The 12,708-nt window shown below is 60.5% G+C and carries 12 protein-coding genes; 7 read left to right on the top strand and 5 right to left on the bottom strand.

The window, feature by feature from the left end:
- Positions 1-184 precede the first annotated feature (184 nt).
- The 7 genes from KSS96_RS01365 to KSS96_RS01335 all read left to right on the top strand — a co-directional run bounded on the left by KSS96_RS01365 (position 185) and on the right by KSS96_RS01335 (position 7,940).
- The gene (locus KSS96_RS01365; protein WP_017530599.1) at positions 185-1,843 is read left to right on the top strand and encodes a Na/Pi cotransporter family protein; all 1,659 of its coding nucleotides are present in this window, start codon (positions 185-187) and stop codon (positions 1,841-1,843) included.
- A gap of 57 nt (positions 1,844-1,900) precedes the next feature.
- Positions 1,901-3,283: a M16 family metallopeptidase gene (locus KSS96_RS01360; RefSeq protein WP_217855590.1), complete on the top strand. Its 1,383-nt coding sequence runs from the start codon at positions 1,901-1,903 to the stop codon at positions 3,281-3,283.
- A 73-nt stretch (positions 3,284-3,356) separates the two neighbouring features.
- Positions 3,357-4,388, top strand: coding sequence for a DUF5924 family protein (locus tag KSS96_RS01355; protein ID WP_017530597.1), 1,032 nt, complete (start codon positions 3,357-3,359; stop codon positions 4,386-4,388).
- A 55-nt stretch (positions 4,389-4,443) separates the two neighbouring features.
- Positions 4,444-5,592 carry an ABC transporter permease gene (locus KSS96_RS01350; RefSeq protein ID WP_217855588.1) on the top strand — a complete coding sequence of 383 codons (1,149 nt, stop codon included), beginning with the start codon at positions 4,444-4,446 and terminating at the stop codon, positions 5,590-5,592.
- Complete coding sequence (locus tag KSS96_RS01345; RefSeq protein ID WP_017530595.1) at positions 5,589-6,392, top strand: ABC transporter ATP-binding protein; 804 nt, start codon at positions 5,589-5,591, stop codon at positions 6,390-6,392. Before KSS96_RS01350 ends, KSS96_RS01345 begins: the two co-directional genes overlap by 4 nt.
- 1 nt (position 6,393) lies before the next feature.
- Positions 6,394-7,332 carry an MlaD family protein gene (locus tag KSS96_RS01340; RefSeq protein ID WP_017530594.1) on the top strand — a complete coding sequence of 313 codons (939 nt, stop codon included), beginning with the start codon at positions 6,394-6,396 and terminating at the stop codon, positions 7,330-7,332.
- Entirely contained in the window at positions 7,329-7,940 is a 612-nt protein-coding gene (locus tag KSS96_RS01335; RefSeq protein ID WP_217855587.1) for an ABC-type transport auxiliary lipoprotein family protein, read from the top strand. Before KSS96_RS01340 ends, KSS96_RS01335 begins: the two co-directional genes overlap by 4 nt.
- Positions 7,941-8,034: 94 nt before the next feature.
- Here KSS96_RS01335 and KSS96_RS01330 read toward each other — a convergent pair whose 3' ends face one another.
- The 5 genes from KSS96_RS01330 to KSS96_RS01310 form a co-directional block, all read right to left on the bottom strand.
- A complete protein-coding gene (locus KSS96_RS01330; RefSeq protein ID WP_065879179.1) occupies positions 8,035-9,264 on the bottom strand; it encodes a nucleoside recognition domain-containing protein in 1,230 nt (409 codons plus the stop codon).
- A gap of 98 nt (positions 9,265-9,362) precedes the next feature.
- On the bottom strand, positions 9,363-10,694 hold the full coding sequence (gene gltP, locus KSS96_RS01325; RefSeq protein WP_017530591.1) for a glutamate/aspartate:proton symporter GltP: 1,332 nt from the start codon (positions 10,692-10,694) through the stop codon (positions 9,363-9,365).
- A 732-nt stretch (positions 10,695-11,426) separates the two neighbouring features.
- Positions 11,427-11,894, bottom strand: coding sequence for an inhibitor of vertebrate lysozyme family protein (locus KSS96_RS01320; RefSeq protein WP_017528758.1), 468 nt, complete (start codon positions 11,892-11,894; stop codon positions 11,427-11,429).
- A gap of 2 nt (positions 11,895-11,896) precedes the next feature.
- Positions 11,897-12,061, bottom strand: coding sequence for a DUF1328 domain-containing protein (locus tag KSS96_RS01315; protein ID WP_003170804.1), 165 nt, complete (start codon positions 12,059-12,061; stop codon positions 11,897-11,899).
- A gap of 80 nt (positions 12,062-12,141) precedes the next feature.
- On the bottom strand, positions 12,142-12,441 hold the full coding sequence (locus KSS96_RS01310) for a hypothetical protein (protein ID WP_065879392.1): 300 nt from the start codon (positions 12,439-12,441) through the stop codon (positions 12,142-12,144).
- Positions 12,442-12,708: the final 267 nt, after the last annotated feature.

Raw genomic sequence — 12,708 nt, 5'->3', positions numbered from 1 at the left:
GGCGGCATCCCCAGGCAGAGCGTGAGGCATCGGCCTTCATGACAGTTTTGTTTCAATCCCCACTTTAGCTATGCGATGCTGGCGCAGCGCCCATTCGCCAACTACAGCTTAAGTACAAGACGTAGAGCGGCACGCGGCAATTCTCATTTGCTCCTTTGGAGCACACCCACACGGGGGGCCGAGCATGCTGACCTTGCTCAATCTGCTTTCCGCCGTGACCCTGCTGATCTGGGGCACGCATATCGTCCGCACCGGCATCCTGCGGGTCTACGGCTCCAACTTGCGCCAAGTCATCGGGCAGAACATGTCCAAGCGCTGGCTGGCGTTTATCGCCGGCATCCTCGTCACGGCCATGGTGCAGAGCAGCAACGCCACGGCAATGCTGGTGACGTCTTTTGTCGGCCAGGGCCTCATGGGCCTGATGCCTGCCCTGGCGACCATGCTTGGCGCCGACGTCGGTACCGCGTTGATGGCGCGAGTGTTGACCTTTGACTTGTCGTGGTTGTCACCACTGCTGATTTTTCTCGGGGTGATTTTCTTCCTGTCGCGCAAACAGACGCGGGCCGGGCAGCTCGGGCGGGTGGGCATCGGCCTCGGGTTGATCATCCTCGCGTTGCAATTGATCGTTGAAGCCGCCGGGCCGATTACCCATGCCCAGGGGGTCAAGGTGATTTTCGCCTCGCTGACCGGCGACATCCTGCTCGACGCCCTGGTCGGCGCCTTGTTCGCGATGATTTCCTACTCCAGCCTGGCCGCCGTGCTGCTGACCGCTACCCTGGCCGGCGCCGGTGTGATCGGTTTGCACGTAGCCATCGGCCTGGTGATCGGCGCCAACATCGGCAGCGGCGTACTGGCATTTCTCAGCACCAGCATGCAGAACTCCGCCGGTCGCCAAGTGGCCTTGGGCAGCCTGTTATACAAACTGATCGGCTTGCTCTTGATCATCCCGGTACTCGACCCCCTCGTACGCTGGATGGATGATTTGGACTACAGCGCCCAAGGCATGGTCATCACCTTCCATCTGCTCTACAACGTCAGCCGCTGCCTGATCCTGTTGCCGACAATTGGCCCGATGGCCCGCCTGTGCGCGTGGTTGCTGCCCGAGCGTGAAGAGGTCAACGGCAAGGCCAAGCCCCGGCATCTTGACCCCACCGCCCTCACCACGCCCAGCCTGGCGCTGGCCAACGCCGCCCGCGAGACCCTGCGCCTGGGCGATCTGATCGACAACATGCTCAGCGCGATGCAGGAAGTGCTGCTCGGCAAGCAAACCGCCATCACTCAGGAAATGCGCAGCCTCAGTGATGACGTCGAAGCGCTCTACAGCGCAATCAAACTCTACCTGGCGCAAATGCCCCGCGAAGACCTCAGCGAACACGACAGTCGGCGCTGGGCCGAGATCATCGAACTGTCGATCAACCTAAAGCTGGCCGGTGACCTGATCGAACGCATGCTGCGTAAAGTCCAGCAGCAAAAGACCTCACAGCGCCGCCAGTTCTCCGAAGTGGGGCTGGAAGAACTCACCGACCTGCACAGCCAGTTGATCGCCAACCTGCGCCTGGGCCTGTCGGTGTTCCTCAGCGCCGATCCGGAAAGCGCCCGTCAGTTGCTGCGGGAGAAACGCCGCTTCCGCGCCCAGGAACGCCGCCTGGCCCATGCCCACGTCAGCCGCCTGCAACGCAAGATCGTGCAAAGCCTGGAAACCAGTTCCCTGCATCTTGAACTGATTGCCGACATGAAACGCCTGAACTCGTTGTTTTGCAGCAGTGCGTATGTAGTGTTGGAAACCTCCGACACCGGCGCGCTCTCGGCTGAAGATATTGCCGACATCACGCATTCGCCCTGAACGTACGATGGCCCGTGAAGTCAGTTAGAGCTGACCTCACTCGCCAGGAAGCCAGTTATGCGTCGCCTGTTATTCGCCTGCCTGCTCATGGGTTCTGCCCACGCCTTTGCCTTTGATCGCTTGCAAGTCGAGGGCTACACCCTGCCCAACGGTTTGCAACTGCTGCTCAAACCGGGCACCGAACGCGGGCATGTCGCCATCCGCCTGGTGGTGGGCGTCGGCCTGGATGACTTCAGTTGCGAGGAAAAGGAACTGCCGCACCTGCTCGAGCATGTGTTGTTCAGCGGCATTGACGGCGCGGACGAAGGCGACCTCGAAGAGCGCATGCAAGCCCTGGGCGGCGAGTGGAACGCCTACACCAGCAATGCCGACACCACCTTCGTGATCGAAGCCCCCGCGCACAACCAACGCAAAGTGCTCGACTTATTGCTGGCGATCATCACCCGCACCGAACTGACCGACGCCAACATTGACGCCGCCAAAAAAGTGGTTGAGCGCGAAGACGGCGGCCATTACTCGCACCTGCAACGCCTCCTGGACCGTCAAGACCTCGGCCACACCGCCAGCAATCAGTTGGCGGTCGAGTTGGGCCTCAAATGCGCCGAGCGCGCCGAAGTCGGTCACCTGACCCGCGAGCAGTTGCAGGCGCTGCGCACGCATTGGTACGCCCCCAATAACATGACGCTAATCGTCGTCGGCGATCTCGACAAACTGCTGCCGGCCTATCTGGAGCGCACCTACGGCGAACTTGACCCGGTCGACCCCACCGAACACCGGCCCTTGCCCGAGATCCGGCACACCGCGCTCGGCCACCGCGAGCTAATCCACGGTTGGGTCGGCGACAGCGCAAAACTGCACTGGCTGTTCCCCGAACCCGTGCTGGACGACCAGCATGATGAGACCTACGACCTGCTCAAGGACTACCTCGACTGGGCGCTGTACCGCCAACTGCGCCTCCAGCACGGTTTGTCCTACGGCCCCCGAAGCGAACGCGAAGTGCTCGGCGGCGTCGGTTTCCTAAGCCTGAATGCCGACCTTGAACGGGACAAGCTCCCCGCAGCCGAACATGGCATGCAGGACCTCACCGCCCAACTGCTCAAGGACGGCCTTGATCCGGCCGTCTTCGCGCGCCTGCAGCAGGCCGCCATCGCGCGGCAAGCCTGGGCCGTGCAGGGCAACAGCGCATTGGCGGACTACTACTGGGCTGCGGCAGCCGACTACGACAACGGCCGCTTCAGCGACCCGGCCAAACGCATCAAGGCCGTCCATCTGGACCAGGCCAACCAGGCCATGCGCCAATTGCTCAAGCAGCCAGGTTACTGGCGTGTGGAAAAACCCCTGCTCAGTTACGACATGCTGAGTTGGATCGGCGCCGGTGCACTCGGCCTGATCGCCATTGTGTTGATCGGCATACGGGTTTATCGCAAACGGATCGCGTAATGAGGCACCGAACACCAGGTTAAGACGTTATTCTGTTTGGGTTTTTCTCCTACAAAAGACTGCGAACCGCCGAATGCCGAACCTGACCCACTACATCCAGCGCATCCTCGAACTGATGAAGCGCTACCCAGGGGTGATTGCCCTGGGCGGTTTCATTTCGGGTGTGAGCAGCTTCATCCTGGTAGACCGCCAGCAGGGCATGGCCAGCTGGATCGCGGTGATCATGCTGGTGAGCTGGCTGTGGCTGATGCTGGAGAACAGCTTTACCCAACTGTTTACCAAAGTCTTCAAGCGGGAAATCCCCGAGCCCCTGCTGCGCTACGCCACCCAGATGATCCACCAGGAAAGTCTGTTTTTTGTGCTGCCGTTCTTTTTCATCACCACCGCCTGGAACAGCGGCCAATCGATTTTCACCGGCCTGCTCGGCGCGGCGGCGCTGGTATCAATCATCGACCCGCTGTACTACAAGTGGCTGGCCCCCAAACGCTCTCTGTTCCTGGCGCTGCACACCCTGACCCTGTTCGCCGCGTTGCTCACGGCGCTGCCGATTATCCTGCACCTGACCACCGCCGAGAGTTACAAACTCGCCCTCGGGGTGGCCATGGCCTTGTCGATCCCAAGCCTGGCGGTGAGCCTGCCACTGCGCAGCTTCAAAGGCTGGGCGATGTTGCTGGGGGTGACGGCCGTCATCGGTTGCGCGGGTTGGTTCCTGCGCAGCTGGGTTCCCCCGGCCACGCTGTGGTTGACCGAAGTGGCCATCAGCACCCAACTGCAAGACCGCACGCCGGGCGATGACCTCAAGGAAGTCAGCGCCGCACAATTGCGCAGCGCCGGGCTGTACGCCTATACCGCGATCAACGCACCGCGCGGGCTGGATGAGCGGATCTACCACGTGTGGAAATTCAACGGCAAAGAAGTCGACCGCATTGCCCTGGATATTCACGGTGGGCGCAAAGAGGGCTACCGCGCCTGGACCCACAAGCAGAATTTCCCGGGCGACGCAGCGGGCCGCTGGCAGGTTCAGGTGCTGACCGAAGACGGGCAAGTGATCGGCGTACTGCGTTTTAAAGTCACCGACGCAGCACAAACGGACAACCCAAAGTAGGCTGTATCGTGCTATTACGTAGCAATTGTGGATAGCCAATACAAGCTCGGAGCTTATGACCAGTAGCACCACGGCCGGCGCAGCCCAACTCGATACGTCCTCCGTTCCTCCTTTACTGCGGATTACCGGAGACTGGACGCTTGCCCACTACGCAAACCTGAAGAAGCTGTCGGACAAACTCGACGGCCAATACGACGCCGGCGCGCGCATCGACCTCAATGGCCTCGGCGCGCTGGACACCGCCGGCGCCTCGCTGCTGGTGGAGCTGCTGGGGCCAACCCGCATCGAACAATCGGCCGAGCAGACCGATTGCAGCCTGTCTGCCGCCGACCGCGCACTGCTCAAGACCGTCTACCGCTCCCTGAACGACTTCTGCGTTCCCGAAAAAGCCCCCGAAGAAGCCACCGGCATCCAGCTGCTGGCGCGTATCGGCCGGGCGGTGGACACGGTGTGGCAGGACAGCAAGCAGTTGCTGGGCTTCATCGGCCTGATCCTCGAGACTTTCGCGCGTGGCATTTTCCGGCCCAAGCGCTGGCGTATCACGCCGATGGTTGCGCACTTGGAACAAGTCGGCCTCGACGCCGCGCCCATCGTGGCCTTGCTGACCTTTCTGGTAGGCGCCGTAGTGGCATTTCTCGGTGCGACAGTGCTCAAGAGCTTCGGCGCGACGATTTTTACCGTGGACTTGGTGGCCTTCTCCTTCCTGCGCGAATTCGGCGTGCTGCTTACAGCCATCCTGATTGCCGGTCGCACAGCCAGTGCGTTTACCGCACAAATCGGCTCGATGAAGGCCAACGAAGAAATCGACGCTATCCGCACCTTGGGTCTGGATCCGATGGAGCTGCTGGTATTGCCCCGCGTGCTGGCCTTGCTCGTGGCGCTGCCGATGCTGACCTTCCTGGCGATGCTCTCGGGCATCATCGGCGGGGGCGTCGTATGCGCAGTGGCCTTGGATATTTCGCCGGCGATGTTTCTCTCGTTGCTGCAATCGGACATTGGCGTTCAGCATTTCCTGGTGGGCATGGCGAAAGCGCCGATCTTTGCCTTCCTGATCGCGGCCATCGGCTGCCTGGAAGGCTTTAAGGTCAGCGGCAGTGCCGAATCGGTCGGCGCGCACACCACCTCCAGCGTGGTGCAGTCGATCTTTGTGGTGATCGTGCTGGATGCCGTCGCGGCGCTGTTTTTCATGGAGATGAGTTGGTGAGTCGTTTACACCGGGCGCCGACCGAGGCGGTGATCCAGGTACGCGGCCTGTGCAATCGCTTTGGCAGCCAGAGCGTGCACGAAAACCTCGATCTGGATTTGTATAAGGGCGAGATCCTCGCGGTAGTCGGCGGTTCCGGCAGCGGTAAATCGGTGTTACTGCGCAGCATCGTCGGCCTGCGCCGGCCCAGTGAAGGCGAAGTGCGAGTGTTCGGCAAGAACCTGCCAAGCCTGCCGGAACATGAGCGCTCCCTGGTGGAACGGCGCTTTGGCGTGTTGTTCCAGAAGGGCGCGCTGTTTTCCTCGCTGACCGTGACTGAAAACGTCGCGCTGCCGCTGATCGAACATGCCGGCCTCAGCCGTGCCGACGCGGAGCACTTGGCCGCGGTCAAACTGGCGCTGGCCGGGTTGCCGCTGTCGGCCGCCGACAAGTACCCGGCGTCGTTGTCCGGCGGCATGATCAAGCGTGCGGCACTGGCCCGGGCGCTGGCGCTGGACCCGGACATCCTGTTCCTTGACGAACCCACCGCCGGCCTCGACCCGATTGGCGCGGCGCAATTCGACCAACTGATCCTGACCTTGCGTGATGCGCTGGGCCTGAGCGTGTTCCTGGTCACCCATGACCTCGACACGCTGTACACCATCACCGACCGCGTTGCCGTGCTGGCACAGAAAAAAGTGCTGGTGGCCGACGCCATCGATGTCGTCTCGGAAACCGACGACGCCTGGATTCACGAATATTTCCACGGCCCCCGGGGCCGCGCGGCATTGGATGCCGCTCAACCGCTCAACGAGGTATGACATGGAAACCCGAGCCCATCATGTGATGATCGGTCTGTTCAGCGTGATCGTGGTCGTCGGCGCGATGCTGTTTGGCCTGTGGCTGGCCAAGTCCAGCGTCGACAGCGCCTTTCAGGATTACGAAGTGATTTTCAACGAGGCGGTCAGCGGCCTGTCCCAGGGCAGTTCGGTGCAATACAGCGGGATCAAGGTGGGCGACGTGATCAGCCTGAGCCTGGACCCCAAGGACCCACGCCGCGTACTGGCGCGTATTCGCCTGGCCGGGCAGACGCCGGTCAAGGAAGACACCCAGGCTAAGCTCGCGCTGACCGGCATTACCGGCACTTCGATTATCCAGCTCAGCGGCGGCACCCCGCAAAGCCCGGAACTCAAGGGCAAGGACGGCAACCTGCCGCAGATCATCGCTTCGCCGTCGCCTATCGCGCGGCTGCTGAACAACAGCAACGACCTGATGACCAGCATCAACCTGCTGCTGCACAACGCCAACCGTATGCTGTCGTCGGAGAACGTCGACCGCATCAGTAGAACGCTGGACAACTTGCAACAAACCACCGGCGCCATTGCCGAGCAGCGCGGTGATATCAAGGTGGTGATGCAGCAACTGATGCAAGTGAGCAAGCAGGCCAGCGCTACCCTGGAGCAGACCACGGTGCTGATGCGTAACGCCAACGGCTTGCTCAACGATCAGGGCAAGCAAGCCTTCAGCAGCGCCGAACAGGCAATGAAATCCCTTGAGCAAAGCACCGCGACCATCAATACCCTGCTCAGCGACAACAAAAGCTCGGTGAACAGTGGCATGCAGGGCCTCAACGAACTGGCGCCGGCCGTGCGCGAACTGCGCGAAACCCTCGGGTCGTTGCGGGCCATCTCCCGCCGCCTGGAAGCCAACCCCAGCGGGTACCTGCTGGGCAGCGACAAGAACAAGGAGTTCACGCCATGAAGCGTGCTTACCAACTGATCGCCCCCGTGGCCCTGGTGCTGATAGGCGCGTGCTCGATCCTGCCCAAGGCCGACCCTTCGGACGTGTACCGCCTGGCCGCCGCACAAAGCGCCACACAAGGCGCGCCGGTAAGCTGGTCGCTGCGCGTGACCAAGCCGCAGACCAGCGAGTTTCTCGACAGCCCGCGCATTGCCGTGGTGCCCAATGGCGATTTGATCAGCAGTTATGCGAACTCACGCTGGAGCGATCCAGCGCCGGTGCTGTTACGTAACCGCTTGCTGGATGGGTTCCAGCGTGATGGGCGGGTGACGCTGCTGAGTACGGATGACACCAATCTGCAAGCCGATTACGAGCTGGGCGGGCAATTGCAGGCTTTCCAAAGTGAATACCGCAGCAGTGCGGTAGAGGTGGTGATTCGACTCGACGCACGCTTGGTGCGTGGAAGTGACCAACGGATTATTGCCAGTCGGCGGTTTGAAGTGCGACAGCCGGTGGGAGATACCAAGGTGCCGGCGGTGGTGGCGGCTTTTGGGCAAGCGGGGGATCAACTGAATAAGCAGGTAGTGGAGTGGGTCGTGGGGCAGGGCAACGGTGCGGTGAAACGCTGAGGGCCTCATCGGGAGCAAGCCCCCTCCCACGGGTTGATCTGTGAACACATTCAACCTGTGGGAGGGGGCTTGCTCCCGATAGCAATCTCCAGCCTTAAGCAAAAAACCAATAGCACACCGCAATCGCTGCCACGACGCCGGCAAACTCCGCCAGCAACGCACACCCTACCGCGTGCCGCGCCCGCTGGATCCCCACCGAACCGAAGTACACCGCCAACACATAAAAAGTGGTCTCGGTACTGCCTTGGATCGTCGCCGCCACCAGCGCCGGGAAGCTGTCAACGCCTTGGGTCTGCATGGTTTCGATCAACATCGCCCGCGCCGCACTGCCAGAGAACGGCTTGACCATGGCGGTCGGCAACGCATCGACGAAACGCGTGTCCATCCCTGTCCAGGCCACCACATGGCGAATGCCTTCCAGGCCGAAATCCAGCGCGCCGGATGCGCGCAGCACGCCCACCGCGCACAGCATCGCCACCAAGTACGGCAGCAGATTCCTGGCGACGTCAAAGCCCTCCTTGGCCCCTTCGACAAACGCCTCGTAGACCTTCACCTTGCGCAAGGCACCGATCAGCAGGAACAGCATGATCAAGCCAAACAGCGTCAAGTTGCCGAGGATCGACGACAAACCGGCCAGCGCCGTGGCGGACAAGGTTGCCAGCAGTGCCATGAAGCCACCCAACATCAACGCGCCGGGAATCAGGTAGGCCAGCACGACCGGGTCCCACAGTCGCAGGCGCTGCATCACCGCCACCGAGAACAGGCCCACCAGGGTCGAGGCGCTGGTGGCCAGCAGGATCGGCAGGAATACCAGCGTCGGGTCGGCGGCGCCTTGCTGGGCGCGGTACATGAAGATGGTCACCGGCAGCAGCGTCAATGAGGACGCGTTAAGCACCAGGAACAGGATTTGCGCGTTACTGGCGGTGTTGGGAATGGGGTTGAGTTCCTGCAACGCCTTCATGGCCTTGAGGCCGATGGGCGTGGCGGCGTTGTCCAGGCCCAGGCCGTTGGCGGCGAAGTTGAGGGTGATCAAGCCGATGGCAGGGTGGCCGGCGGGCACTTCCGGCATCAAGCGGCGGAACAGCGGGCCGAGGGCCTTGGCCAGCCAATCGACGATGCCGGCTTTTTCGGCGATGCGCAAAAAGCCCAGCCACAACGTCAGCGTGCCAAACAGCAGCACCATCACTTCCACCGACAATTTGGCCATGGCGAAAATGCTTTCCACCATCGCGGCAAAAATTCCGGCGTTACCGCCTACCAGCCATTGCGCCAGCGCTGACACCATTGCCACGACGAAGAAGCCAAGCCATAGGCCATTGAGCATCAGTTAAATCCCCCGAAAGATGGGGCGAATGATAGCGGGGCTGGCAGAAACGACAAACCCCGGAATGCTCCGGGGTTTGTGTCAGCGCCAGCGTGCTGTCAGCTGCGGGTGGCTTGGGCCGTTGGCAAGGCTTGCTTGCTGCGCCAGTGCGGCAGTGAATTCCAGTAGCGCTCGCCCTTGGCGTCGTCGTACATACCTTCCCAACGGGAGATCACCAGCACCGCCAACGCGTTGCCGATCACGTTGAGGGCGGTACGCGCCATGTCCATGATGCGATCGACACCGGCGATGAACGCCAGGCCTTCCAGCGGGATGCCCACGCTGCCCAGGGTGGCCAGCAGCACCACGAAGGACACGCCCGGCACGCCGGCGATACCTTTGGAGGTGACCATCAGCGTCAGCACCAGCATCAATTGCTGGCCGATCGACAGGTCGATGCCGTACAGCTGGGCGATAAAGATCGCCGCGATGCTCTGGTACAGGGTCGAACCATCGAGGTTGAACGAGTAACCGGTCGGTACCACAAAGCTGCAGATCGCCTTCGGCGCGCCGTAGCTTTCCATCTTCTCGATCACGCGCGGCAGCACGGTTTCAGAACTGGCGGTGGAGTAGGCCAGTACCAACTCATCCTTGAAGATGCGCATCAGCTTGAGGATCGAGAAGCCAAACAGGCGTGCGATCAGGCCCAGTACGGCAAAGGCGAAGAACAGGATGGCGACGTAAACCAGAATCACCAGCTTGGCCAACGGCAGCAGCGAGGCGAAGCCGAAGTTGGCCACGGTCACCGCGATCAGTGCGAAGACGCCGATCGGGGCGTACTTCATGATCATGTGGGTGACTTTGAACATGCTCTCGGACACGCCCTGGAACAGGGTGACCAGCGGCTCGCGCAGTTCAGGCTTGAGGCTCGACAGGCCCAGGCCGAACAGTACGGAGAAGAAGATGATCGGCAACATTTCGCCACGGGCAACAGCGGCAAAAATGTTCGATGGGATCAGGTTGAGGATGGTCTGGATGAACGCATGCTCATGCTGCACCTCGGCGGCGGTCGCCTGGTACTTGGAGATATCCACCGTCCCCAGGGTACTCATGTCGATGCCCGCGCCAGGGTGGAACAGGTTGGCCAGCAACAGGCCGACCACGATGGCGATGGTGGTGACGATTTCGAAGTAAAGGATGGTTTTGACGCCGATGCGACCCAGTTTTTTCGCATCACCCACACCGGCAATGCCGACGATCAGCGAGGAAATCACAATCGGGATCACGATCATCTTGATCAGGCGGATAAAGATATCGCCCGCCGGCTGCAGCACGTTGCTGATCCACCAGGCCTTTTCAGCACTGAAATGGTTGAGCACTGCACCGATTGCAATCCCCAGCACCAAACCGATGAGGATCTGCCAGGCGAGGCTTAGCTTTGCCTTCTTCATGTCATTACCCTTACTTCAAGTGAACTTAAGGCAAATGCGCCAGCTGCAACGCTCGAAAGCGAAAAAGTGTGTGCATCTGCCTCCCTGGAAGGTCACCGCAGCGTGGCCGAAATGGCTTACTGGCAGGCGAAAAAAGGCGCAACTATTCCCATGCAAGGGAGCGCCGTCTAATGCCGTAAACGCCTACCCTATGCCGAATCGGCATGACTTTTTTCGATAATAGCTGTCTGATCGGTCAGTTCAAATGCGACATTTTGTCCGCTGAATATGCCGTGAACCGGCCAATACTGGCTCGCTCAGAGTTTCTGCACAGCTTTGGGGCACTGGCTGAGACGCCAGTGAATTCGGCGGGCTCACGTCAAGAATGCCTTGCGCCTTGCACAAAACTTTCTCGATAGATGGTCATCCCGACATACCAAGTAATGGTTGGGATTGAGCAAAAAGGAATTTTGCGGCTAAAGGCGGCATAAGCGGAGAACGACACAAACGGCAGAGGAGAATCACAAGCCCGCCGCAAGTTCAGCAAGCCATCGGCTTGTGAACCTGCGTCGCAGCTTTCGCCTGACCCGGCCCTTGCGCAGGCACTCCCTGTACCCGTAGGTCACGCCGATCCCGTTTGATCAGAGCAACCCAGCCCCTTGGTCATGCACCGCACCTGTCGCGCGGTGCAAATAGAAGGAAGCAAAGGTGCTTCTTTCTATGGATGCGAGCCCCGTAAACCACAGACGGAACTCAGTACCAATTCGGATCTTTCTTCAACTGCTCCATCAGCAGCTTCCGCATGCCCTCGTCCGGCTTACCGATAAAGCGGTAATCGGCGTGCCGCGTTGGGGATTTGTCCGCCGGAAGACCGGCCGGGACTTCCACCAACATGGCGTAGGCGTCTTCCTTGTCGAGGCTGAAGGCGACGATCAGGCGCTTGTTCAGGCAGGTGTCTGCGGTTTCGCAGAGCGGCCCGACCAAGTACTTGTCGCCATCCTCTTCCACGGCATTCATTTGCTCGGCCGTGCCCGACAGGTTCATCACCCATTCCGGCAGCCGCTCTTCTTTCTTCACCACGCCTTGCCATGTCTCGCGGTACTGAGGGTCCGCGCTGAGCAATTCATTGGCTCGGGATTGGCCGTCGTTGGCAGCCATCACCAGCCCGCTGCCGCCCAAGAGCAGGGCGGCAGCCATGGTTTTAAAAGACAAAGGGGTCATATTCAGCCTCGGCCGCGACGACCAAAGAAGAACGATGCGATGAACATCACCAGGAAGACCACAAACAGGATCTTGGCGATACCCGTGGCGGTGCCCGCGATACCACCGAAGCCCAGGACTGCAGCCACAATGGCGATGATCAGAAATGTGATTGCCCAACTCAACATGGTGATTCTCCTTACGCTTCTTCTATAGAGGTAACAGCGGTAATGCCTGCGGCCGCTGGATCAGCGTCCGCGTTTTTTGCCTAGAACACCCAACGCTCTTGGGTAGGTAACTGGCCCAGGGTGGAATCCTGGTCGGCCACTCGCAATTGCGGGGCGGTTACATCAGCAGACGCGCTACCGACGGAGCGGCTGCCAATGGAACTGAAATGGGTCTGGGTTATCGCCGGACGTTCAAATGAGGGGGCTTGCTGCTGGCTCTGCTGCCAGTGCTGGAACTGCTGGCCTGCAATCAGCGTGACCATCACCGCCAAGCTCGCAAACAGACCTTGTTGCAAGCGCAGTGGCGATACACGCAATGGGCTGAGGCTTTGGCGAGTCATGCTGCTGTTCTCCCGCATTCTGGTTATTCGTTGGGAGAGATATTGCAGAGCGCATGCCAGCTTTTTTATAAAATAAAAACCTACAAAATCAAGGAGTTATATATTCGTTATTCAACACTCGGGCAGCATCCTGCACGATCCCTCCCAGGCGGCCGTGCGAAATGCACGATGGCTGGCAATCGGATCGGGGTCATGAAAACGTTAATAGCGTCGCGGAAGTGGCAAGACGGCGTGAAAAGGCCATCAGGCATGACTTTGTAGGAAGGC

It is taken from the genome of Pseudomonas asgharzadehiana, from assembly GCF_019139815.1.
Taxonomy (GTDB): domain Bacteria; phylum Pseudomonadota; class Gammaproteobacteria; order Pseudomonadales; family Pseudomonadaceae; genus Aquipseudomonas; species Aquipseudomonas asgharzadehiana.
This window is presented reverse-complemented; position numbering and strand designations above follow the sequence as displayed.

Bases quoted from the DNA above. Each gene is read 5' to 3' on its own strand.
- KSS96_RS01330 (WP_065879179.1), bottom strand. From the start codon at position 9,264: ATGCTCAATGGCCTATGGCTTGGCTTCTTCGTCGTGGCAATGGTGTCA.
- KSS96_RS01310 (WP_065879392.1), bottom strand. From the start codon at position 12,441: ATGACTCGCCAAAGCCTCAGCCCATTGCGTGTATCGCCACTGCGCTTG.
- KSS96_RS01315 (WP_003170804.1), bottom strand. From the start codon at position 12,061: ATGTTGAGTTGGGCAATCACATTTCTGATCATCGCCATTGTGGCTGCA.
- KSS96_RS01360 (WP_217855590.1), top strand. From the start codon at position 1,901: ATGCGTCGCCTGTTATTCGCCTGCCTGCTCATGGGTTCTGCCCACGCC.
- KSS96_RS01320 (WP_017528758.1), bottom strand. From the start codon at position 11,894: ATGACCCCTTTGTCTTTTAAAACCATGGCTGCCGCCCTGCTCTTGGGC.
- KSS96_RS01365 (WP_017530599.1), top strand. From the start codon at position 185: ATGCTGACCTTGCTCAATCTGCTTTCCGCCGTGACCCTGCTGATCTGG.
- gltP (WP_017530591.1), bottom strand. From the start codon at position 10,694: ATGAAGAAGGCAAAGCTAAGCCTCGCCTGGCAGATCCTCATCGGTTTG.
- KSS96_RS01350 (WP_217855588.1), top strand. From the start codon at position 4,444: ATGACCAGTAGCACCACGGCCGGCGCAGCCCAACTCGATACGTCCTCC.
- KSS96_RS01355 (WP_017530597.1), top strand. From the start codon at position 3,357: ATGCCGAACCTGACCCACTACATCCAGCGCATCCTCGAACTGATGAAG.
- KSS96_RS01335 (WP_217855587.1), top strand. From the start codon at position 7,329: ATGAAGCGTGCTTACCAACTGATCGCCCCCGTGGCCCTGGTGCTGATA.
- KSS96_RS01340 (WP_017530594.1), top strand. From the start codon at position 6,394: ATGGAAACCCGAGCCCATCATGTGATGATCGGTCTGTTCAGCGTGATC.